The 23,868-nt window shown below is 40.6% G+C and carries 23 protein-coding genes and 1 pseudogene; 10 read left to right on the top strand and 14 right to left on the bottom strand.

The window, feature by feature from the left end; all coding sequences use genetic code 11:
* Nucleotides 1-4: 4 nt before the first annotated feature.
* Entirely contained in the window at nucleotides 5-1,546 is a 1,542-nt protein-coding gene (locus C6H66_RS12040) for a PTS transporter subunit EIIC (RefSeq protein ID WP_105395717.1), read from the bottom strand.
* A gap of 835 nt (nucleotides 1,547-2,381) precedes the next feature.
* Between C6H66_RS12040 and C6H66_RS12035 the strand changes: the two genes are divergently transcribed.
* The 10 genes from C6H66_RS12035 to C6H66_RS11990 all read left to right on the top strand — a co-directional run bounded on the left by C6H66_RS12035 (nucleotide 2,382) and on the right by C6H66_RS11990 (nucleotide 13,061).
* Nucleotides 2,382-3,002, top strand: coding sequence for a tyrosine-type DNA invertase (locus tag C6H66_RS12035; RefSeq protein ID WP_052739380.1), 621 nt, complete (start codon nucleotides 2,382-2,384; stop codon nucleotides 3,000-3,002).
* 560 nt (nucleotides 3,003-3,562) lie between these two features.
* Nucleotides 3,563-4,690: a fused PTS fructose transporter subunit IIA/HPr protein gene (fruB, locus tag C6H66_RS12030; protein ID WP_105395716.1), complete on the top strand. Its 1,128-nt coding sequence runs from the start codon at nucleotides 3,563-3,565 to the stop codon at nucleotides 4,688-4,690.
* A gap of 72 nt (nucleotides 4,691-4,762) precedes the next feature.
* Nucleotides 4,763-6,457, top strand: coding sequence for a PTS fructose transporter subunit IIBC (gene fruA, locus C6H66_RS12025; RefSeq protein ID WP_105395715.1), 1,695 nt, complete (start codon nucleotides 4,763-4,765; stop codon nucleotides 6,455-6,457).
* 199 nt (nucleotides 6,458-6,656) lie between these two features.
* Nucleotides 6,657-7,517, top strand: a complete 861-nt coding sequence (gene yhfZ / locus C6H66_RS12020) for a GntR family transcriptional regulator YhfZ (RefSeq protein WP_105395714.1) — start codon at nucleotides 6,657-6,659, stop codon at nucleotides 7,515-7,517.
* Between the two features lie 25 nt (nucleotides 7,518-7,542).
* Nucleotides 7,543-7,902, top strand: coding sequence for a hypothetical protein (locus C6H66_RS12015; RefSeq protein WP_036775457.1), 360 nt, complete (start codon nucleotides 7,543-7,545; stop codon nucleotides 7,900-7,902).
* A gap of 115 nt (nucleotides 7,903-8,017) precedes the next feature.
* Nucleotides 8,018-9,202, top strand: a complete 1,185-nt coding sequence (locus C6H66_RS12010; protein ID WP_105395713.1) for a YhfX family PLP-dependent enzyme — start codon at nucleotides 8,018-8,020, stop codon at nucleotides 9,200-9,202.
* A 57-nt stretch (nucleotides 9,203-9,259) separates the two neighbouring features.
* Complete coding sequence (locus C6H66_RS12005) at nucleotides 9,260-10,150, top strand: phosphotriesterase-related protein (RefSeq protein ID WP_046394676.1); 891 nt, start codon at nucleotides 9,260-9,262, stop codon at nucleotides 10,148-10,150.
* A gap of 11 nt (nucleotides 10,151-10,161) precedes the next feature.
* Nucleotides 10,162-10,521, top strand: a complete 360-nt coding sequence (locus C6H66_RS12000) for a DUF2620 domain-containing protein (protein WP_105395712.1) — start codon at nucleotides 10,162-10,164, stop codon at nucleotides 10,519-10,521.
* A 10-nt stretch (nucleotides 10,522-10,531) separates the two neighbouring features.
* Entirely contained in the window at nucleotides 10,532-11,887 is a 1,356-nt protein-coding gene (locus tag C6H66_RS11995) for a YhfT family protein (RefSeq protein ID WP_105395711.1), read from the top strand.
* 76 nt (nucleotides 11,888-11,963) lie between these two features.
* Nucleotides 11,964-13,061 carry an aminotransferase class V-fold PLP-dependent enzyme gene (locus tag C6H66_RS11990; protein WP_105395780.1) on the top strand — a complete coding sequence of 366 codons (1,098 nt, stop codon included), beginning with the start codon at nucleotides 11,964-11,966 and terminating at the stop codon, nucleotides 13,059-13,061.
* 238 nt (nucleotides 13,062-13,299) lie between these two features.
* Here the strand turns inward: C6H66_RS11990 and C6H66_RS11985 are convergent, their stop codons facing one another.
* The 13 genes and pseudogenes from C6H66_RS11985 to C6H66_RS11905 form a co-directional block, all read right to left on the bottom strand.
* Nucleotides 13,300-13,995, bottom strand: a complete 696-nt coding sequence (locus C6H66_RS11985; RefSeq protein ID WP_105395710.1) for a helix-turn-helix transcriptional regulator — start codon at nucleotides 13,993-13,995, stop codon at nucleotides 13,300-13,302.
* A gap of 145 nt (nucleotides 13,996-14,140) precedes the next feature.
* Complete coding sequence (locus C6H66_RS11980) at nucleotides 14,141-14,809, bottom strand: LuxR C-terminal-related transcriptional regulator (protein ID WP_105395709.1); 669 nt, start codon at nucleotides 14,807-14,809, stop codon at nucleotides 14,141-14,143.
* 28 nt (nucleotides 14,810-14,837) lie between these two features.
* Nucleotides 14,838-15,380: pseudogene (locus tag C6H66_RS26785) on the bottom strand (helix-turn-helix transcriptional regulator); the annotation flags it as partial.
* Nucleotides 15,381-15,555: 175 nt separating this feature from the next.
* Nucleotides 15,556-16,236: a helix-turn-helix transcriptional regulator gene (locus tag C6H66_RS11970; protein WP_105395708.1), complete on the bottom strand. Its 681-nt coding sequence runs from the start codon at nucleotides 16,234-16,236 to the stop codon at nucleotides 15,556-15,558.
* A 28-nt stretch (nucleotides 16,237-16,264) separates the two neighbouring features.
* Nucleotides 16,265-16,948, bottom strand: a complete 684-nt coding sequence (locus C6H66_RS11965) for a helix-turn-helix transcriptional regulator (RefSeq protein ID WP_105395707.1) — start codon at nucleotides 16,946-16,948, stop codon at nucleotides 16,265-16,267.
* Nucleotides 16,949-16,978: 30 nt separating this feature from the next.
* Complete coding sequence (locus C6H66_RS11960) at nucleotides 16,979-17,659, bottom strand: helix-turn-helix transcriptional regulator (protein ID WP_105395706.1); 681 nt, start codon at nucleotides 17,657-17,659, stop codon at nucleotides 16,979-16,981.
* Nucleotides 17,660-17,687: 28 nt separating this feature from the next.
* Nucleotides 17,688-18,368: a helix-turn-helix transcriptional regulator gene (locus tag C6H66_RS11955; protein WP_105395705.1), complete on the bottom strand. Its 681-nt coding sequence runs from the start codon at nucleotides 18,366-18,368 to the stop codon at nucleotides 17,688-17,690.
* Between the two features lie 28 nt (nucleotides 18,369-18,396).
* On the bottom strand, nucleotides 18,397-19,077 hold the full coding sequence (locus tag C6H66_RS11950; RefSeq protein WP_105395704.1) for a helix-turn-helix transcriptional regulator: 681 nt from the start codon (nucleotides 19,075-19,077) through the stop codon (nucleotides 18,397-18,399).
* Nucleotides 19,078-19,375: 298 nt separating this feature from the next.
* Nucleotides 19,376-20,059, bottom strand: a complete 684-nt coding sequence (locus C6H66_RS11940) for a helix-turn-helix transcriptional regulator (RefSeq protein ID WP_065389422.1) — start codon at nucleotides 20,057-20,059, stop codon at nucleotides 19,376-19,378.
* A gap of 293 nt (nucleotides 20,060-20,352) precedes the next feature.
* Complete coding sequence (locus C6H66_RS11930; RefSeq protein ID WP_105395703.1) at nucleotides 20,353-21,030, bottom strand: PAS and helix-turn-helix domain-containing protein; 678 nt, start codon at nucleotides 21,028-21,030, stop codon at nucleotides 20,353-20,355.
* A gap of 292 nt (nucleotides 21,031-21,322) precedes the next feature.
* The gene (locus C6H66_RS11920) at nucleotides 21,323-22,000 is read right to left on the bottom strand and encodes a PAS and helix-turn-helix domain-containing protein (RefSeq protein ID WP_105395702.1); all 678 of its coding nucleotides are present in this window, start codon (nucleotides 21,998-22,000) and stop codon (nucleotides 21,323-21,325) included.
* A gap of 297 nt (nucleotides 22,001-22,297) precedes the next feature.
* Nucleotides 22,298-22,978: a helix-turn-helix transcriptional regulator gene (locus tag C6H66_RS11910; protein ID WP_105395701.1), complete on the bottom strand. Its 681-nt coding sequence runs from the start codon at nucleotides 22,976-22,978 to the stop codon at nucleotides 22,298-22,300.
* 45 nt (nucleotides 22,979-23,023) lie between these two features.
* Nucleotides 23,024-23,716 carry a PAS domain-containing protein gene (locus C6H66_RS11905; RefSeq protein ID WP_105395700.1) on the bottom strand — a complete coding sequence of 231 codons (693 nt, stop codon included), beginning with the start codon at nucleotides 23,714-23,716 and terminating at the stop codon, nucleotides 23,024-23,026.
* Between the last annotated feature and the right edge of the window lie 152 nt (nucleotides 23,717-23,868).

Here is a 23,868-nt window from a genome sequence, read left to right as displayed (position 1 = left end):
CCTGTTAAAGTGCTTCTTCTACAGCTTCACGTATCTTTTTGACGTGCAGACCGTAAATTACCTGAACGTTATTTCCCTGACAGATGACACCTTTTGCGCCGGTCGATTTAAGCCTGTTTTCGTCAATGAGCGTGGTGTCATGTACCGTTATGCGCAGTCGGGTGTAGCAGTTGTCGATAGCGACAATATTCGCTGTACCGCCTAATCCGCAGATGATTTGTTGTCCTGGTTTGTCATCATCGGCAACTTGATACTCTTTCTTGCTATAGAGGCGTGTTTCTTGATCGTCACTTTCTCGTCCAGGGGTTTTCAGGTCGTAATGTAAAATCAGGAAACGGAATGCGAAAAAATAAATCACCGACATGATTAGCCCTACGGCGATATACATTGGCCAGTTAGATTTTTCGGTGCCGAGCGGTAAGTTGTATAGTATGAAGTCGATTATGCCGTTAGCGCCGATAGCATGTACGCCGAGTAGATAGAACAGCATAAAACCTAAACCGGTTAATACGGCATGAACGCCAAACAGTAGCGGAGCGACAAACAGGAAAGAAAATTCAAGAGGTTCGGTCACGCCTAACAAAAAAGTGGTCATAGCGGCAGGGATGAGAACAGCTTTTGCTGTACTTTTCTTTTCTGGGCGGGCAGTCACATACATCGCCAGCGCAGCGGCAGTCAGGCCAAACATCTTACTGATCCCTCGTGCATCCCATACCACACTGTTACTGAGTTGATGTACAGTCGGGCAGGCCATTTCAGCGAAATAGATATTGCGTGCTCCTTGATGTACAGTGCCGCATACCTCTGCAACGCCTCCTAATTCGGTATACAAAAAGGGCGTATAAACCAGATGATGTAAGCCTAATGGGATCAGAATGCGTTCCAGAAAGCCGTATATGGCGACGCCAAATGGCCCAGATTCATGAATACCGTGAGCAAGGGCGCTGATGCCCCGTTGTGCGTAGGGCCAAATATCACTCATTAAGTAACCCGATATAACGGCCAGAGGGATCATCAGAATGGCGACAAAACAGTGCCCGGAATAAATTGCCATCACACCATTAAACTGTTTTGACGAATAGCGGTTATAGCAATAACCAGCCAATGCACCGATCAGTATCCCGGCAAAAGCGCCCATTTCCAACACTTGCACACCCAGAACCATGCCTTGGCCAACATTGCGCATTTGCGTTTCTGGCGCCAATTTTCCCTGTAATGTTAAAGTAACGTGCATAGCATTGATAAAAATGACGAAAGTGACCAGACCGATCAATGCGGCATAACCTTTATTGCGTTTTGCCAGCCCGATAGGGATTCCAACAGCAAAAATCAACGCCAGATTGCTCAATATTGAAACAGCAGATTGGGAGATCAATTTCCCAGATTGCTGAACTAACCAATGGTTTAAAAATGGAAAATATTCTGCAAGGTTACCGTTTCCCAATACATTGCCAAAAGCAATAAATAGCCCGACGATAGGGAGAATTAGCACCGGGCCGTACAAAGACTTGCCAAGGTTTTGCAACGCATTAATGATCCTTTTCATTAAACTTCTGTTCCTTGCTAGAAATATTATTTGGTTACATAAAACTAAAGATACAGATTAAGAATAACAGCTCAGGAAGGTAAAATGACACTTATCCGATTGTTTTAAATAACAAATGACTGAAAAAGTAACATGTAACTTTTAAACGTGTGAGTGTATTCGCAAATCAATTTTTGTTACAAAGGATTGGCAGAAGAGGACAATAATGAGTCATAATGTTCGGGGTTTAGATAGTAAATAACATCATTGTGGTGACATGGCTGAAATCTAGTGGTGATTTGGAAAGCTGAATATTGTATCTAGCTGATATACCAAATCATTCTACATAGAGGATCATCTACTAGTGTTACCAATTTGTTAAATTTACTGTCGGCTGGGTTTTATTCGGCAAGATAGAGAGATTGAATGTTTATCGAAAGCCGACAAATATCGCTGCATCAACATCCTTCCTTAGTGATTTGAACCAGAAATTAATCGACTGATACGTCCTTTTGTTAAAATGGTTATTGAACTTATTGCAGTGATTTTTGTTGGTAATTCTAGCCAAAAAGCCTTATTTGGTGGGAATCGGTTAATTGAATCACTATTTTTCTTTTAACCTAGGGATGGTAAGAATAGGGGGGATTACCGGAGAACAGACATTGAATATCTATCCGTTACGCAGCTTGAACATAGATCAAGTACAGAAACAGAGATTTCATACAATCATCTGCCGCCATTCCGGCGCAGGTTTATTTACTATGGGGGATTTAGGGTTGGTTCTGGGTCTCAATCAGTTACAGATAACGCAGTGTATTACATGCGTTAAAACAAAGAATATTTGGGATAGACCATAATGGGTCAACGAAGACATCTAACGCAATACGAAGTGGAAAGAATACTGGAAGTGGCGAAAAAGAGTCCTAATGGGGCGCGCGACTATTGTCTGGTATACATGAGCTTTGTTCATGGCTTACGTGTTAGTGAAGCCAGATATCTACGGTTATCTGATCTGGATTTGGATGATGGCAGTTTGTATATCCGGCGTTTAAAAGGCGGATTTTCTACTATTCATCCTCTTTTGGGTTATGAAATCCAGGCGATCAAAGAGTGGCTAAAAGTCCGTAAAACCTTCCGAGGGGCAGAAAGTGATTGGTTGTTTCTGTCACGTAGCGGAAACCCACTGACTCGCCAGCGCGTTTATCAACTTATTAACCAATTTGGACGATTGGCTAAGATTTCCATAGATTCGCATCCGCACATGTTGCGGCATGCCTGTGGTTTTGCGCTTGCGGATAGAGGGATAGATACTCGGTTGATACAAGATTATCTTGGGCACAGTAATATTCGCCATACTGTGCGATATACCGCCAGTAATGCGGAGCGTTTCCACGGTGTTTGGGGTGTAAAAAGGAATCGGCAACGAGAATTGCACTTTGATTACGTCCCGCAGGAAAATGCTTGTTCAACTGAATAAGCGATTCTGATGTATGCGCCTGTTAAGGCGCATACATAAAAACCCTCTTAAACAGCGTGATTGTATTTAGAGAATAGGGATGACAAAGATCTGTCTGTAAAAATAAAGTATCGCGTTGACAAATTTCTGAAATAATATCAGACCTTTCATACAGCATTTTTTCAAATAATTGTTCCTGATCTTGGAAAAAATGATATTTCTCCGGCGTAACTCATTCTGCTAGTCGTTCCCTAATATCTTATCGATTTTGGTTTAATAATTTATTTCTTTAACTACCCGTTCTGACGTAGGTCTGTACCAATTTAGGAGGGTTGGTGAATGGCAAAGTTATTGGTTTACCAAATCCCTTGGGGGAGGTAGGCAAAAAGTGATAGCAGGAAAAATGTGAGTAATCTCAAAAAATTGCGATTTTATTTCACATAAGTATTGAATGAAAATTATTCATGTTTCACACTCGTTGAAACGTTTCAGTTTTTTTATCTCTTTTTCTTTTTATGGACTTAATGCTTTTTTCTCTGCGTAAACTGAAACGATTCTATTTTGGTAATAGGGAGAAAATTATGTTCCAGTTGGCTCTGCAAAATATTCATACTGGCGCAATTGCAACCAGTAAAGAGGATGCTATTCGTCAGGTAGCGGCTATGCTAGCCGCTAATGGTAATGTCAGCGATGCCTATGTTGACGGCATGTTGCAACGTGAAAATCAAATTTCTACCTACCTTGGCAACGGTATCGCCATTCCACATGGCACGCTAGATACTCGCGATCTGGTCATGAAAACCGATGTACAGGTATTTCACTTTTCACAGGGTGTTGAATGGGATCAAGGGGCGATGTGTTATGTGGTTATTGGTATCGCCGCACGTTCCGATGAACATTTGGCACTACTGCGTCAGTTAACGCACCTACTGAGCGATGATCGTATTGCTGAACAGCTAAAAACTGTTAAGTCAGCGCAGGCGCTGCATAGATTGCTAATGGGCGAAGTTCAGCAGCCTGAGTTTAAATTCGATACCAGCCTGATTACGCTAGATGTTAACGCCCGCGATTTGATGACGCTACAGGCATTAAATGCCGGGCGGTTACAGCAAGTGGGGGCGGTGGATACGACTTTTGTCAGCAAAGTGATTAACAGTAAGCCATTGGATCTTGGGCAGGGCATTTGGTTAAGCGATAGTCCCGACGGTAATTTAACCAGCGCTGTGGCAGTGAGCCGATTGTTCACGCGGGACAACGAACCGGTGGTGATGTTATTGACCGTTGCGGTTGCTGACGACCAGCCGCTAAACGTGTTACATCGCCTGGGTAACTTGTTATTAGCACAAAAAGCGGAATGTTTGCTGAAAGCTGATGCGCCGACAGTGCTGGCATTACTGACCAGTGGCGTACAGGCGCGGAGCGCGATATCCAGTGGAGAATTTGTCCTGTGCAACGAACATGGCTTACATACTCGCCCTGGCGCCGTGTTGGTTAATGTTATCCGGCAATTTTCCAGTGAAATTACCATCATCAATCTTGATGGCGTGGGTCAACCGGTAAACGGCCGCAGTTTGATGAAAATCATGGCATTGGGCGCTAAAAAAGGGCACCGGCTTCATATTACTGCTAATGGCGATGATGCGCAGCAGGCGATAGCTGCCATTGGTGAAGCGATTATTTCCGGTTTGGGGGAAGGGCCGTGTAAGTAAAAATCCCTAGTTGACTGTGAAAATGGCGCGCGTCGATCTACAACCCTTTGAACTAATAGCAGGAGAAGCATGATGAAAACATTGCTTATCATTGATCCTTCACTCGGACTTGCCGGAAGTTATCTGGTGAAAACAATTCTCAGTGCCTCTGCGGAGGAAAACGGACTGATACTAACAGAAGATCCAGCCGAAGCCGATTTGGTGGTCGTGACCGGCAATTGCGTTCCCACCGATAACGCACTGAACGGTAAGCTTGTTTATCTCGGCGATACGGAACAGGCATTGCATGCGCCGAAAGATTTCTTTCAGCAGGCAAAAACCGATGCACAACCGTACCAGATACCGGCAACTGACAGCGGTGGTGATATAAAACGCATTGTCGCGGTTACTGCCTGTCCTACTGGTGTGGCACATACCTTTATGGCCGCTGAAGCTATCGAAATCGAAGCCAAAAAGCGTGGCTGGTGGGTAAAAGTGGAAACCCGCGGTTCGGTAGGGGCGGGCAATGTTATTACACCGGAAGAGGTGGCAAAAGCGGATCTGGTGTTGATCGTTGCAGATATTGACGTAGATCTGGAGAAATTTGCAGGAAAACCTATGTACCGTACCTCCACCGGGCTGGCGTTGAAGAAAACAGCGCAAGAGTTTGATAAAGCGTTGGTCGAAGCTAAACCTTTCCAGCCGACAGGGCAGAATAGTACGCAGAATAGTATGCAGAATAGTACTAAAAGCGGACAAGGAGAAAAGAATAACGGCATCTATCGTCACCTGTTGACCGGCGTCTCTTATATGTTGCCGATGGTAGTGGCGGGTGGTCTGTGTATCGCGCTCTCATTTGCTTTTGGCATCACTGCATTTAAAGAGCCGGGTACATTGGCAGCCGCGCTGATGCAAATCGGGGGTGGTTCAGCTTTTGCTCTGATGGTCCCCGTACTGGCAGGTTACATTGCTTTCTCGATCGCTGATCGCCCAGGTCTGACGCCTGGTTTGATTGGCGGCATGCTGGCAACTAGCACGAACGCGGGATTTCTTGGCGGTATTATCGCGGGTTTCCTCGCCGGTTACATAGCGAAGTTTCTCAGTACCAAGGTGAAACTGCCGCAGAGTATGGCAGCGTTGAAACCGATTTTGATTATTCCGCTATTTGCCAGCCTGATCACCGGTCTGATTATGATTTATGTTATTGGTAAACCCGTCGCCGGTATCATGGCGGGGCTAACGTACTGGCTTTCTAATATGGGGACAACCAACGCGCTCCTGCTAGGGGCTATTTTGGGTGGAATGATGTGTGCTGATATGGGGGGAGCGATAAACAAAGCGGCCTATGCGTTTGGTGTCGGCTTACTTAGTTCGCAAACCTATGCGCCAATGGCTGCCATTATGGCCGCGGGGATGGTTCCACCGCTGGCAATGGGGGTGGCGACCCTAATTGCCCGGCAGAAGTTCGATAACGTTCAGCGGGAAAGTGGTAAAGCCGCATTGGTGTTGGGCCTGTGTTTTATTTCCGAAGGCGCGATTCCTTTTGCTGTCCGCGACCCGATGCGTGTGCTCCCATGTTGTATCGTTGGCGGTGCAGTGACGGGAGCGATCTCTATGGCAGTGAGTGCGCAGTTGATGGCGCCGCACGGTGGCCTGTTTGTACTGTTGATCCCCGGAGCCATCACACCGATATTGGGTTATTTGATGTCGATTATTGTCGGTACCCTGTTGGCAGGATTGATCTATGCACTGCTTAAGCGCCCAGAAACGACCACAACTAAAGCATAAAAAACAGAAATTATTAGTTATTGAATTAAACTCATTGAAATTACAGGAAATTATCTACTTATTCGTGACCTCATTCGCATTTTTGCTATTTTCCGATTGTTATTTGCCTGCTTAAATTAGATATAAATACATTCAAAAAAATGAAGAATTATTATGAGTCGCGGTCTGTTAAAAAAAAGAGGGGGTTGCTCAGGCGTGTCTGGCGCGTTATCTGCTAGGTGAGCATTGCGGTAATCGGTTGAAGACGATTGAAGAGCTGTCATCTGACTATGGGTTATCTGTTGGGCTAGTTCAGTTTGCATTAAAAAAACTGGAGAGTTCTGGCGCGGTTTACGTGGAACGGCGGGGGCGCAATGGCAGCTATTTGGTTAGTGTGGATCACAAAGCGCTATTAGCCCATGCTGACATTAGTAACGTGGTTTGTGCGATGCCGCTGCCTTATACCCGATTGTATGAAGGATTGGCGAGCGGCTTGAAAGCGCAATTTGAGGGCATTCCGTTTTACTTCGCCCATATGAGAGGTTCAGATGCCAGGATGGAATGCTTGCGTAGCGGTATTTATGACTTGGCGGTGGTATCACATTTGGCGGCGCAGACTTATCTGGAGCAGGGTGATGTCCGCGTTGTACTTGAATTGGGGCCACAGACCTATGTTGGGGCACACCAACTGATTTATCGCAAAGGGGGTGAACATAATATTCGTCGTGTTGGGCTGGATCATCGTTCTGCCGACCAGAAGATCATGACTGAAGTGTACTTTGCCGGGCAGGATATCACGTTGGTGGATATCTCTTACCACGAGAGCCTGTATAAAGTGGCGAAAGGTGACATTGACGCGGTGATCTGGAACGTTAGCAGAGAAATTGAACTTAGTTCTAGGGAACTTATTGCAGTACCGCTCCGTGGAAGCGCATGTTTTATCCAAGCTTCCGAGGCGGTGGTTTTAACCAGAACTGATGACATTTTGATTCAACAACTTTTACGTACTATGGTGAATAAAACAGAGTTGTTGGCTCATCAACAACGTGTACTGGCAGGCCAGCAGGACCCAAGTTATTAATTTGGCATGTAGGGAGGTTCACGAAATGGAAAATCGACTGAATCTACTCTGTCAAGGAAATGTCATTGATCAGGATATCCATGATGGCATGTTACAGGTTGTGGCGCAGCTTGAAAATGATTGGAAAATCCCTGTCAGAAATGCACTAGGGGAAATAGTAATAACACATATGGCTAATGCGTTGATGCGCTCACGCCGGGGAGAACAAATCAGTTCAATGGATATTGAGCTGTTGATGGAAGTGCGTCAATCGAGTGTTTTTTCTCATTTGCAAGAGATTAACGCTTCGCTGTTGGCACATTTTGACGTGCAATTACATCCCTGTGAGGAGGGGTACCTTCTGGTAAATTTGTTTAGCCTTTGGGCGGCTAAGGGGCAGTGGTAACTCCAACAGAGATGAGGGAAATTTTTTTTTTCCATCAAATATTCAAAAAAATGATGATTTAACATCTAGGTTTTTATAGTGGCATTGATCGCCGAAGAAGTACAGGAGGTACAGCATGTTTATGCATGCGCTGAACAAACAAAATCCGGCACTAATTGAGGCAGCCCAGATGTTATGGGCGCAAGGAGCCTTGCTGCCAGATACTTATGTTATTGACGTTGATCAGGTTTTAGACAATGCCAGACGATTGCTTGCGGTAGCGGAGCATCATGGTATCGCTCTCTACCTGATGACCAAACAGGTTGGTCGTAACGCCTGGTTGGCACGTAAACTGCTAGAATTGGGTTATCAGGGCGTTACCGCGGTGGATTTTAAAGAAGCCAGAGTCTTGATGAACGGGAAGATCCCGGTGACTCATGTAGGCCACCTGGTACAGATTCCTCGCAATATGCTCTCTTCAGTGATGCAACAACATCCGGAAGTGATCACAGTATTTTCTTTAGAAAAAGCGGAGGAAATTTCCAGTTTTGCGCAACGTGAGGGAAATGTGCAACCCATTATGCTGAAAGTCTATGATGATCATGATCATTTATATCCTGGTCAGGAAGCGGGTTTTCATTTATCGGAATTGAACACCGTCGTTCAGCGCATTATGGCGATGCCCGGTGTAAAACTGACAGGGTTGACACATTTTCCTTGCTTGTTGTGGCAAGACGTCCAGCAGCAGACACTGCCGGCGCCAAACTTATTTACTTTACTGAAAGCAAAGGACATTTTACGACAGGCAGGGGTTGAGGTGACGCAGATAAATGCGCCGTCGGCGTCAAGTTGTAGCACACTGCCGTTACTGGCAAAGTATGGTGTTACCCATACCGAGCCGGGACATGCGCTAACAGGAACAATCCTTGCCAATTATCGGGGAGAGCAGCCAGAACGCATTGCTATGCTCTATCTGACAGAAATATCTCACCGATTTAACGGCAACAGTTATTGTTATGGCGGCGGTTATTATCGTCGTGGACGGGCGCATAATGCACTGATATTCCTGCCAAACGGTCAGATCACCTCCACTCGCCTGTTACCGATGGATGACGCCAGTATTGATTACCATTTCCCCCTGAGCGGTGAATTTCCGGTCGGTTGTGCTGTTATGTTGTGCTTTCGCACCCAGATATTTGCTACTCGCAGTGATGTGGCGTTGGTTAGCGGTATCCAGTCAGGACATCCGGTATTGGAAGGGCTTTATGACAGCCAGGGAAACCCTATTCTGATTAATGGAGAAAAAATGACCTGTGAATAGATGCACTTCCATCCTTTTCACCTTCATCCTCTTTTTTATCTTCGGACCACCTTACTTATGACTCAGCAAAACAGAATTGACGCATCTGGCTATACCTATGCGCATGAGCACCTGCACCTCGATTTATCATCATTTAAAAACAACATTGACTGCCGACTGGATCAGTACGACCTGATTTGCGAAGAGATGAAAACACTGGTCAGCTTGGGTGTACACAATATTGTGGAGATGACCAATCGTTACATGGGACGTAACCCACAGTTTATGCTGGATCTGATGCGGGACTCCGGCATTAATGTAATAGTTTCTACTGGCTATTACCAATCTGCCTTTTTTCCTGAGCATGTAGCACATACCACCGCTCGACAACTGGCGGATGAAATGATCACTGAGATTGAACAGGGTATCGATGGTACAACGTTGAAAGCCGGAGTAATTGGGGAAATTGGTTCCAGCAAAGGAGTAATTACGCCTGATGAAGAGAAAGTATTCCATGCTGCGGCTATAGCCCATCTGGAAACTGGGCGGCCTGTTTCGACGCATACGACATTAAGCACGATGGGTCTTGAACAACTGAAATTATTGAAAAAGCACGGTGTAGATGCTGAACGCGTAGTTATTGGTCACTGTGATCTTAAAGATAATCTGGACAATATTTTGCGTATCATTGAGCAGGGTGCTTACATCCAGTTCGACACGATTGGCAAAAACGATTACTACCCGGATGAAAAGCGGATCACCATGTTAAAGACCCTGGCCCAACGTGGCTTACTTAACCGCGTCATGTTATCGATGGATATTACCCGTCGTTCTCACTTAAGAGCTAATGGCGGCAATGGTTTTGCCTATTTGATCACCACCTTTGTGCCGATGTTAAAAGAGGCCGGATTAACGCAAACCGATATTAATTTGATGTTACGTGATAACCCAACGCTATTTTTCAACTAAAGGAAAAACAGATGAGATTTGTTATTGGAGGACAAATTGAGAAAGAAAAAATTGCTGAAACTTTACGCCGTCTGGCCGGGGATAAAGTCTCATCCATTACCGTGATGGGCGACATAGATGCCGCGATAGCGCTTAAGAGTGGTAATGCGGATTACTATTTGGGGGCCTGTAATACAGGTGGAGGCGCTTTGGCGATGGTAATTGCTATTGTTGGTATTGATAAATGCGCGACCATCAGTATGCCAGGCAAGATCCTGCCTGATGAAGAAATTATTGCCCATGTTAACGCGGGGAAAATCGCATTTGGTTTTACTGGTCAGGATATAGGCGCAGTTATTCCAATTGTTATCGGGGCTATTTTTTCTTCATGAGGACAGGAAAATGGAATATGAATTTTTCACTCGTTTAATGGAAATTGATCCATTTAAGGCCGGTTTGTTAGCGGTGATCGGTGGAATATCTGCCATGATGGCTAACCGTGGTATTGCGGTATTTCATGATGGGCTACGTCCTTTAATGCCGGAACATCTGGAAGGGCGTATGAATCGTAAAACCTTGGCGGCCACCAGTTTTGCCCTAAGTTTTGGTCTGGTTATCGGCTTTGGTATTCCGTTCTCGCTGACCGCCCCGATTATTTTGGTGCATAGTTTATTATTGGGAACCGATGTTATTGGTACCTGGAGTGCAAACAGCAAAAAAGGTTTCATACTTTCCGCTATCTTGGGGGCGCTATATGCCGTTGCCCTGATGACCGGTTTACGATCTGTTGTCGATATCTTTGCCCATTTGCCGGTTAATTTCATGGGCAACCTGAGTAAAGTCGGCGATCCTATTGTGGCCTGCTTTGCATTATTTCCTGCGATTGTGGTGGCCTATCAATATGGATATGGCAAAGGAATATGGGTGCTGATTGCGACATTGGTGGGGTATATCGCGACGAAAGCCGTAGGATCATTGAGTTTTGGCGGCGCCCTGAGCAAACCGGTGCAATTGGACCCTAACGGGATGGCCCTACTGATTTCGATGATAGTAATGTTCTATTTTGCTATGAAACAGCGTGCACCCAAAGCTGGCGAGGGATCTGCTTCGGCCAAGGGAGCGAATGAGATGCTGGTTGGATTATTTTCCACGCGGATACAGCGTATTCAAAATAACATCTGGTTGCTGGTATTCAGTGGGGGATTGACCGCTGTAGCGGCTTCGATGTCGCTTAGTCTGCTGGCGGAAGGGCCTGTATCACTGCAACTGATGGCGCAGGGGGAAGGGGCTAATGCTATGCTGGTGGCGCTTGCCAGAGCGATCAGTTTTGTGCCGTTGGTTGGTATGACCGCCATTGCTACAGGGGTTTATAGCCCGGTCGGCATGAAATTTGTATTTGTCGCGGGATTAGTGACCAATAATCTGTGGATTGCCTTCATTGCTGGCAGTGTGATTATGTTTATGGAAATCAAACTACTGGCAAGAATTGCTATCTGGTTGGATAAATATCCTGGCGTTAAAGCTTGTGGTGAACATATTCGTACCGTCATTACCCGCATGTTGGAAGTTGCCCTATTGGTGGGGGGAATGATGGCTTCCAATGCCATTTTGCCGGGTATGGGCTTCATGGTGGTGGCGGGCATTTATTTGCTCAACCGCACGGCTAAACGTCCTTTGGTTGAAATGGCGATTGGGCCTATTGCAACGATTGTGGTGGGTGTACTGGCCAACGTCATTTATCTGGTGGGCATCAGTTAATTGCGTAAATTTTCCCCTTTATTTTGTGATGATAAAAATAGAGGGGGAAGTGCGAAAGAACACGAGAGAACAGATATTGAACACATATCCATTACCTAGTCTGAGCATGGAACAGGCGCAGCACAAGCAGTTTCGTTTAGTTGATATTATTTGCCGCCATTTTCCCGGCGCGGATTTTCTCACCACCGGAGATTTAGGGCTGGTGCCGGGATTGAATCGGCCACAAGTGACACAACGAGTTGAACAGGTTATCGCAGATTTCTTTGCCGCTGAAGCGGCTGTGTTAGTGCAAGGGGCGGGAACCGGCGCAATACGTTGTGGGCTGGCGGCATTACTTAACGCGGGCGATAGCCTGCTGGTTCATGATGCGCCGTTATATCCTTCGACAGCGGTTACTGCCGAGCAAATGGGTTTGCATCTGGTTCGGGCCGATTTCAATCAATCTGAACAGATACGGGCTGCGATTTTGCAACATTCGCCGGTGGCGGGGTTGGTACAACACACGCGACAGAAAATTGATGATGCTTATGAATTGGCAGAAATTATATCGCTGATGAATGCTGTATCACTACCGGTTCTGGTTGACGATAACTATGCAGCCATGAAAGTGGAACATATCGGTTGTGAATGGGGGGCTGCGTTATCGGCCTTCTCCAGCTTTAAACTATTTGGTCCGCAAGGTGTTGGTGTCGTAGTCGGCCAGCAAGCGGCAATAGAGCGCATCCGGCGTAATATGTATTCCGGCGGCAGTCAGGTACAGGGATTTCAGGCATTGGAAGTATTGCGTGGATTGGTATTTGCCCCGGTGATGCATGCTGTACAGGCTCAGGTGAATGAAACATTAGTGGTCCGGCTTAATCAGGGAGTTATTCCACAGGTAAAACGGGCGTTTATCGCCAATGCGCAATCGAAAGTATTGCTGGTGGAGTTTTATGATGAGATTGCCGAGCAGGTACTTCATGTTGCTCATAAGCTTGGTGCGCTGCCTTATCCGGTGGGTGCCGAATCGAAATTCGACATACCGCCGCTGTTTTACCGGTTGTCCGGTACATTCCGTCAGTCTGATCCCACGTTAGAGAAACGGATGATAAGGATAAATCCCAATCGAAGCGGTGCTGAGACAGTGATAAGGCTCCTGAGTCAAAGCTGTGCACAGGCCGTCGCCTTGTTGTAATAAAAGGCTAAAATAGAGGCAGAAGATTGTTCTGGATGCAGCAACATCCGCCACAATCGGCGGTATATATCGTCTGTCATCCAAAATATGTGCAATATTTTCTGAGTATGGGGAAATCGATATCAAGGCTTATAAACCTTGAATTAATGTAAAAGTTGGCGATATCATTAATTGTATTCCTAATTATTAACAAAATTAATCAATGAGGTAAGTAACAGTTAATAGTAAAATAAATCACTTATAATATAAAATGGCCTATAGATAGAAAATACCTTGGTGGCATATAGAGGTCATAACCATTCTCTTTGCAAAGTGCTCGTAACTCTGTCAGTGAACTGACCGATAATTTTTCATAGATACTTTCAAAATGTTTTTCCACCGAATGGCATGAAACATTCATTTCAACGGCCGTATCATTATTATTCATACCGCAGCAAAATAGAAAAATAACTACCCACTCTTTCTCGTTTAGTAAATCATTAGGTGGTCTGGGACAGGCAGATATTGGGGTATGATTCTTAATATAATGGGACACTGTAAAGTGTTCTATTTCTCTGGCATGGGAAATAATGCCCATACATTGATTATCTTCCCCCATTAATGGGTACTTCTCGCAAAAATAGGATTTAGGCGGTCGACCATTACCTTGAGGATAAGTGCCGACAGAGCATACTCGTTGCATACATTCTAAGACTCTGCGATCATGTTCTTTAAAATAGTGAGCAAAACCATTAACTGGTGTTGGTAATTCTTCGATGGCGTGACCTATAATATTAAAGTTTTCAGGTAACTTAATGACTTTAATGAACTTTGTATTTGCGTAAATAAAACGGGATTCTTTATCTTTTACAAACCACGGTTCAGGGCTTCTGTCCCATACATGTGTAAACTGACGGGTAATAAAAGGGGCTTTTTCTAATCCTGATTTATTCATAAATATCCTTTAAGATAATTATTGCTTTTTTAAACTATTGAATGGAAATGTTCCGTTGAAAAAAGCCTGTTTCCATAGGGCCATATATTTTATCAATAAATAATTAATAAAGGTAGTGTGTAGAAACTGGGAAATAATACGTAATCTAAGACAATAGAAACCTTTCTGGGATGTAATGATTAAAATTATTGGTTCGACAATATTCCTCCAACTGCTGACTAGAGTGAATCCCGATTTTACGATATATCCTTGCCATATGTTCTTCAACCTCACGATAGGCGATATTCAATATTTCCCCGATCTGTTTTCTAGATTGCTTCTGTAAGAAGAGAAAGATAATATCCCACTCCCGTTGAGTAAAAAGATCCGAAGGTGGTTGGAGTAGAATGGATGAGGGTAATTTATCATAATATTGATATAGGTAGGTCAATGAATACTCCTTGGCTTGCCAACCATGAAATATAGTTCCCATACAGCTACCATCTTCATGATAAAGAGGTGTTTTTTCACAAAAATAAGATGACAGAAATTTATCTTTACCAAATACATGTGTTTCAAGAGAACATATTCTTTCTTCTTTTTCCATGACTTTTCTATCATGAGCTACGCGCTCTTTGTAAAATTCGGCCCCAGTCCAAGGTAGTTCATGATCATAGAGTCCCTCAAATTCAAATGAATTTGAAAGGTTCTTAATAAATTTTAATGACAGGTTACCATAAATGAAGCATGAGCTTTTATCCTTTATTCCCCAGGGTTCATTGCTTTGCTCCATTGTATTAATAATCTGAGTTGATACTGTATAGATCTTATTCATATTAGTAAGAACTCCTTTTAATATAAAGGTTAACACCGCTCTGCTTATATATACACGAGATATGAGTTTCAACTATATGGTAGGAAATACTTAATATTCTACCGATTTGCTTACTGGTATACTTGTGTAACATTAGAAAAATAACATCCTATTACCGTTGATTCAAGGGATCGGTTGATGGTTGGAACATAATAGATGTCGGCAATTTTCCATGAAATCGCCGGGTGAATGAAAAATTCTGAGCTTGCCAACCATGATATATCGTTCCTATACAGCTTCCATCTTCATGGTAAAGTGGATATTTTTCACAAAAATAGGATGACAAAATTTGCTCTTTTCCAAATAGATGTGTTTCAAGTGAATATATTCTTTCTTCTTTTTCTATCACTATTTTATCTTGAGTCACGTGTTCTCTAGCAAATTCGGCTGTATCCTAGGGAAGGTCATCATCATAAAGCCCTTCGTAGTTAAAAGAATTTGAAATGTTGTGAAGACGGTTATATGCCTGATTAACATAAATAAAACATGAGTTTTTATCCTTTATTCTCCAAGGTTCATTGCTTTGCTTCATTATACTCAAGATACTTCAAAGTGCATGTTTGAAAAACAATTATATTGTTGAATTTAAATATTTTTATGTCTGACGGCTCAAGCATCTTGAAGTTCATTCGGTATATATTAATAATCATTAAATGATATGACATAGTTATTATTCATGTTAGTAACAACTCCTTTTAATCGAAATGTCAAAGAAGCATTCTACTTTTTGGATGGACAAAAATTTTTGGCATATAGAGATCATAATCATTGGTGCGACAATACTCTTCCAATTGGTAACTAGAGTGAACACCAATTCTTTCATATATTCGTGCAATATGGGTTTCAACAGTACGGTGGGAAATACTTAACATTCTACCGATTTGTTTACTAGTATACTTTTGTAGCATGAAGAAAATAACATCCCATTCCCGTTGAGTAAAGAGATCGGTTGGTGGCTGAAATAATATAGATGCCGGCAGTTTTCCATGAAATAGCCGGATAAATGAAAAATCCTGAGCTTGCCAACCATGATATATAATGCCCATACAGCTCCCGTCTTCATGATAAAGAGGATATTTTGCAAAAAAGTAGGATGACAGAATTTGTTCTTTTCCATGTACATGTGTCTCAAGTGAACATATTCTTTTTTCCTGTTTCACCACTTTTCTATCATGGGCCATGTATTCTTTTGCAGATTCGGCTCCATCCCAGGGCAATTCATGCTCATAAAGCCCCTCATAGTCAAAAGAACTTGAAATATTTTGAAGACGCTTACATGCCCGATTGACATAAATATAGCGTGTATTTTCATCCTTTATTCCCCACGGCTCATTACTTTGCTCCATTGTATTAATAACTTGAGGTGATATTACATGGTTGTTTTTCATATTGATAGAACTCTTTTTAATCTAATGGTTAAGGGAACATTCTGGTTTCTGGATACACAAATCTTTTTGGTACATAGAGATCATAATCATTGGTACGACAATATTCTTCTAATTGATAACTAGAGTGAACACCAATCCGTTTATGTATACGCGAGATATGGGTTTCAACCGTACGATAGGAAATCTTTGACATTCTACTGATTTGCTTACTGGTATACTTTTGTAGCATGAGGAAAATAATATCCCATTCCCGTTGAGTAAAGAGAGCGGTTGGTGGCTGGAACATAATATTTATTGGTAATTTTCCATGAAAGAGTCGAGTGAATGAGAAATCCTGAGCTTGCCAGCCATGATATATCGTTCCCATACAGATTCCGTCTTCATGATAAAGAGAGTATTTTTCAAAAAAATAAAAGGAAAGAATTTGTTCTTTTCCAAATGTACATGTTATAAGTGAACGTACTCTTTCTTCTTTTTCTATCACTTTTTGATCATGAGTTATGTACTCTTTGGCGAATTCGGCTCCATCCCTGGGCAATTCATGATCATAAAATCCTTCATAATCAAATGATTTTTTAAAATTATGAATAAATTTTTTTGTAACTGAATTATCGTAGATGAAATTTGAAGAACTACCCTGTATTCCCCACGGTTCGTTGCTCATTTCTATTGTGTTAATAATCTGAGGTGATACTGCATAGTTCTTATTCATATTAGTAACAATACCTTTTAATTTAAAGAATTAAGGAAACGTTCTACTTTCTGGATACACAAACCTTTCTGGTACATAGAGATCATAATCATTGGTGCGACAATACTCTTCCAATTGGTAATTAGAGTGGACTCCAATCCGTTTGTATATACGTGAAATATGGTTTTCAACGGTACGGTAGGAAATATTTAACATTCTACCAATTTGCTTACTGTCATATTTTTGTAAAAAAAGAAAAATAATATCCCATTCCCGTTGGGTAAATAGTTCGGTTGGTGGTTGGAACATAATATTTGCTGGCAGTTTTCCACGAAATAGCCGGGTGAATGAGAAATCCTGAACCTGCCAACCATGATATATCGTTCCTATACAACTTCCGTCTTCATGATAGAGAGGGTATTTTTCAAAAAAATAAGATGACAGAATTTGTTCTTTAAAAAATTTATGAGTTACAAGTGAACATGTTCGTTCTTCTCTTTCCATTACTATTTTATCATTGGTCATGTACGCTTCAGAAAATTCGGCACCATCCCAGGGAAGGTCATAGTCATAAAGACCTTCATAGTCAAAGGAGCGTGAAATATTTTGAACACGATTACATGCCTGATTGGCATAAATAAAGCATGAGTTTTTATCTTTTATTCCCCAAGGCTCGTTACTCAGCTCCATTGTATTAATAACTTGAGGTGATATTACATGGTTGTTTTTCATATTAGTAGAACTCCTTTTAATATAATGATTAAGGGAACATTCTGGTTTCTGGATGCACAAATCTTTTTGGTACATAGAGATCATAATCATTCGTGCGACAGTATTCTTCCAATTGATAACTGGAATGAACTCCAATTCTTTGGTATATGCGTGAGATATGATTTTCAACCGTACGATAGGAAAGATTTAACATTCTACCGATTTGCTTGTTGTTGTATTTTTGTAAAAAAAGGAAAATAACATCCCATTCCCGTTGGGTAAAGAGATCGGTCGGTGGCTGGAACATAATAGATGCTGGCAGTTTTCCTCGGAATAGCCGGGTAAATGAAAAATCCTGTGCTTGCCAGCCATGATATATCGTTCCTATACAGCTTCCATCTTCATGGTAAAAAGGGTACTTTTCAAAAAAATAAGATGACAGAATTTGTTCTTTTCCATGTACTTGTGTTATAAGTGAGCGCACCTTTTCTTCTTTTTCCATCACCATTCTGTCGTGGGTCATGTATTCTTTAGCAAATTCGGCTCCATCCCAGGGAAGGTCATAATCATAAAGCCCCTCATAGTCAAAAGAGCTTGGAATATTTTGAACATGTTTACATGCTTGATTGGAATAAATAAAGCATGAATTCTTATCTTTTATTCCCCAGGGTTCATTACTTTGCTCCATTGTATTAATAACCTGAGGTGATATAACATAGTTCTTTTTCATATTAGTAGAACTCCTTTTAATCAAATGGTTAAAGAAACATTCTGCTTTCCCGATGCACAAATCTTTCTGGTACATAGAGGTCATAATCATTTGTACGACAGTATTCTTCCAATTGACGACTAGAGTGAACACCAATCCGTTTATATATACGCGAAATATGGGTTTCAACCGTACGGTAGGAAAGATTCAATATTCTACCAATTTGCTTACTGGTATATTTTTGTAACATGAGGAAAATAACATCCCATTCCCGTTGGGTAAAGAGATTGGTCGGTGGTTGGAACATAATATTGGCTGGCAATTTTCCATGAAATAGCCGAGTGAATGAGAAATCCTGAGCTTGCCAACCATGATATATCGTTCCCATACAGCTTCCGTCTTCATGATAAAGAGGGTATTTTTCAAAAAAATAAGATGAAAGAATTTGTTCTTTTCCAAAAGTATGTGTTAAGAACAAACATACTCTTTCTTCTTTTTCCATCACTTTTTGATCATGAGCGATGTACTCTTTAGCAAATTCGGCTCCATCCCAGGGTAATTCATGATCATAAAGCCCTTCAAAGTCAAAAGAACATGGAATATTGAGAATACGTTTACATGCTTGATTGACATAAATGTGGCATGAGTTTTTATCCTTTATTGCCCAAGGGGCATTACTTTGATCTATTGTATTAATAATTTGAGGTGAAATAATTAGTTTATTATCCATGTTATTACTCCTTTTTTCTCTAACCTTAAAATTAGGTTTTTGCTGTTTAATCTTATAATCAATTTAACTCACGATTATCCCAGATCTTAGGGTGGTTTATGATCATAAAACCCTTTATGATCAAATGGTTGTATAAAAGTGTGAATAAATTCTTTGTAACCGAGTCTCCGTAAATAAATTTCGAAGAGCTATCCTGTATTCCCCACGGTTTATTATTCACTTTTATTGTGTTAATAATTTGAAATGATATTGCATAGCTCTTCTTCATATCAGTAAAAGCTCCTTTGTAATCTAAGTGTTAAAGAAACATTCTACTTTCTCGATGCACAAACCTTTCTGGTACATAGAGATCATAATCATTGGTGCGACAATATTCTTCTAATTGACGACTAGAGTGAATACTAATCCGTTTATATATACGTGAAATATGGGTTTCAACGGTACGGTAGGAAAGGTTTAACATTCTACCGATTTGCTTACTAGTATATTTTTGTAATAGGAGAAAAATAACATCCCATTCCCGTTTAGTAAAAAGATCAGTCGGTGGTTGGAACATAATAGATGCTGGCAGTTTTCCATGAAATAGCCGGGTGAATGAGAAATCCTGAGCCTTCCACATATGATATATAGTTCCTATACAATCCCCGTTATCATGGTAAATAGGGGTTTTTTCACAAAAATAAGATGACAGAAATTTGTCTTTGCCAAACAAATGTGTTTCAAGAGAACATACCCTTCCTCCTCTTTCCATTACACTTTTATCATGAGCAATAAATTCTTTTGCAAATTCAGCTCCATCCCAGTCTAGTTCATCATCATAAAGTCCTTCATAATCAAATGATTTTTTAAAGTCATGAATGAACTGTTTTGTAGCTGAATTACCGTAAATAAAGCATGAATTCTTGTCTTTTATTCCCCAAGGATCATTACTTTGCTCCATTGTATTGATGATTTGAGATGAAATAATTAATTTATTATCCATGTTATTACTCCTTTTTGCTCTAGCTTTAAAATTAGATTTTTGATCTTATAAATCAATTTAACTCACGACTACGCCATAACCTAGGGTAATGCATGACCATAAAACTCTTCATAATCAATTAGTTGTTTAGAGTTATGAATAAATTTTTTTGTCGCTGAATTACAGTAGATAAAGTTTGAAGAGCTATCCTGTATTCCCCACGGTTCATTGTTCATTTCTATTGTATTAATAATCTGGGGTGATATTGCATAGCTCTTTTTCATATCAGTAAAAGCTCCTTTGTAATCTAGGCGTTAAAGAAACATTCTGCTTTCTGGATGCACAAATCTTTCTGGTACATAGAGATCATAATCATTGGTGCGACAATATTCCTCTAATTGACGACTAGAGTGAACATCAATGCGTTTATATATGCGTGAAATATGGGTTTCAATGGTACGGTAGGAGAGATTTAACATTCTACCAATTTGCTTACTGGTATATTTTTGTAATAGAAGAAAAATAACATCCCATTCCCGTTGAGTAAAGAGATCGGTCGGTGGTTGAAATAATATAGACGCCGGAAGTTTTCCATGAAATAGGCGAATGAATGAGAAATCTTGGGCTTTCCATCCATGAATAAAGATACCGATACATTCGTTTTCATCATTATAGATTGGATATTTTTCCGAAAAATAAGATGATAGAAATTTATCTTTCCCATATGTATGTGTTTCAAGTGAACATATTCTGTTTCCTTGTTTCATAACACTTTTATCGTGCATAACGAATTCTTTGGCAAATTCAGCCCCGTTCCAGGGGAGCTCACTATCATATTTCCCTTCATAATCAAATAAATCTGGGATATTTTGCATTTGTCTAAGTGCCGAATTACAAAAAATCCAACATGAGTTTTTGTCTTTGATTGCCCAAGGTTCATTGCTTTGCTGCATGGTATTAATAATTTGCGGTGAAATCATCTCGCTATTCATAGTATCATTCCTCTCCCTCGTCTTAAAATTCGATTATTGATATTTAATCTTATAATCAATTTAACTCACGACTATCCCAGACCTTGGGGTAGTTCATGATCATAAAACTCTTTATGATCAAACAATTGTTTAAAGTATGAATAAATTTTTTGTAGCTGAATCATCGCAGATAAAGTTCGAAGAGCTATCCTGTATTCCCCACGGTTCATTGCTCATTTCTATGGTGTTAATAATCTGAGGTGATATTGCATAGTTCTTCTTCATATTAGTGATAACTCCTCTAATCTAAGAATTAAGAAAATATTCTGATTTCTGGATGCACAAACCTTTCTGGTACATAGAGATCATAATCATTCGTACGACAATATTCTTCTAATTGGTAACTGGAGTGGACACCAATTCGTTTATATATACGTGAGATATGGGTTTCAACGGTACGGTAGGAAATATTTAGCATCTTACCGATTTGCTTATTAGTATATTTGTGTAACAACAGAAAAATAACATCCCATTCTCGTTGAGTAAAGAGATCAGTAGGTGGCTGGAATATAATAGATGCTGGCAGTTTCCCACGAAATAGCCGGGTGAATGAGAAATCTTTAGCTGGCCAACCATGATATATAATTCCCATACAGCTACTATCAGGGTAAATAGGTAACTTTTCGAAAAAGTAAGATGATAGAATTTGCCTTTTTCCATATGTGTTAGTTTCAAGGGAACATACTCTTTCTTCTTTTTCCATCACCTTTTGATCATGAGCTATATATTCTTTGGCAAATTCGGCCCCGATCCAAGGTAGTTCATGATCATAAAGTCCTTCAAAGTCAAAAGAACATGAAATATTGAGAATATTTTTACATGCTTGGTTGGCATAGACAAAGCATGAATTCTCATCTTTTATTCCCCAAGGATCATTACTTTGTTCCATTATATTAATGATTTGAGGTGAAATAATTAATTTTTTGTCCATATTATTACTCCTTTTTTCTCTAGCCTTAAAATCAGGTTTTTGCTGTTTATCTTATAATCAATTTAACTCACGACTATCCCAGACCTTTGGGTAGTTCATGATCATAAAACCCTTTATAATTAAATGGTTGTATGAAATTACGAATGAATTTTTTGTATCAGAGTCGCCGTAGATAAAGTTCGAAGAGCTATTCTGTATTCCCCACGGTTCATTGCTCATTTCTATGGTGTTAATATTTTGAGGTAATATTGCATAGCTCTTTTTCATATTAGTAAAAGCTCCTTTGTAATCTAAGTGTTAAAGAAACATTCTGCTTTCTGGATGCACAAATCTTTCTGGTACATAGAGATCATAATCATTTGTACGACAATATTCTTCCAATTGACGACTAGAGTGAACATCAATGCGTTTATATATGCGTGAGATATGGGTTTCAACGGTACGGTAGGAAATATTTAACATTCTACCGATTTGCTTACTGGTATATTTTTGTAACAGGAGAAAAATAACATCCCATTCCCGTTGAGTAAAGAGGTCAGTTGGTGTTTGGAACATAATATTGGCTGGCAATTTTCCATGAAATAGTCGGGTGAATGAGAAATCCTGAGCTTGCCAACCATGATATATCGTTCCCATACAGCTTCCGTCTTCATGATAGAGAGGATATTTTTCAAAAAAATAAGATGACAGAATTTGTTCTTTTCCAAAAGTATGTGTTAGAAGCAAACATACTCTTTCTTCTTTTTCCATAACTTTTCGATCATGATCTATGTATTCTTTGGCAAATTCGGACCCATCCCAAGGTAATTCGTGTTCATAAAGTCCTTCAAATTCAAATGAACTTGAAAAGTTCTTAAGAGATTTTAATGCCAGGTTACCATAAATAAAGCATGAGTTTTTATCCTTTATTCCCCAAGGATCATTACTTTGCCTCAATGTATTAATAACTTGAGATGAAATAATTAATTTATTATCCATGTTATTACTCCTTTTTTCTCTAGCCATTGATATTTAATCTTATAATCAATTTAACTCTAAACTACCAAGAGTGACGAATCTTGCTGGGATATAAAGATCAAGTTTATTTTCTCTACAGAAATCTTCCAATTCTGCATGTAGTGGCAAATTAAATTTTTGGTAAATCGATTGAATATGATTCACCACATCTTCGGTACTTATCATTAACTCTTCACCGATTTTATCTTCATCTAATGAGCGCAGGGTCAGAAAGAGAACTTCCCATTCAGTTTGCGTCAGTTTGTCATTAGGGGTGATAAATTCCAACGTTGCCGGAGGAGTTTTTTCATGGTAGTAAGCAGTAGAAAAGTTTTGGGTTTTGCACATATGAAAAATGATCCCAATACAATTGCCATCTTCATCACAAAGTGGGTATTTATTACAAAGATAGATTTGTTTAATCTTATGTTCTTCAAATGGATGCGTTTCCAGTGAACTAACGCGTTGCATTGTTTGAATAACTTTTTGATCCTGACTGTGGCATTCTTTTTCATATTCTGCAATAGGTGAAGGTAATTCACCTGTTGAAAGCCCGCTAATATCGAACTCTTCCGGCAAATTGAGTAGTTGATAAAAGGCGGAGTTGGCATAAATGAATCTTGATTGGAGATCTTTAGCTCCCCAAGGTTCATCACTGTTTTCCCACATATGAATTAATTGTGGAGTGATATTGTTAGGTCTGTTTTTTATATGTTGCATTGGTGACTCCTGAACGATTATTTCGGTTGTTATCTGACATGTTTGCTAACTAATTATACTTAGAATGCCTTGGTAATATAATAGAATATAATAACTTGCTCGTCAAAATACATATATTTATTAATTAAACCTTTTATTGTTAAACAATGAGA

It is taken from the genome of Photorhabdus hindustanensis, assembly GCF_002968995.1.
Classification (GTDB): domain Bacteria; phylum Pseudomonadota; class Gammaproteobacteria; order Enterobacterales; family Enterobacteriaceae; genus Photorhabdus; species Photorhabdus akhurstii.
Note: the sequence above shows the minus strand (reverse complement) of the source record. Positions and strands in the feature narration are given on the sequence as shown.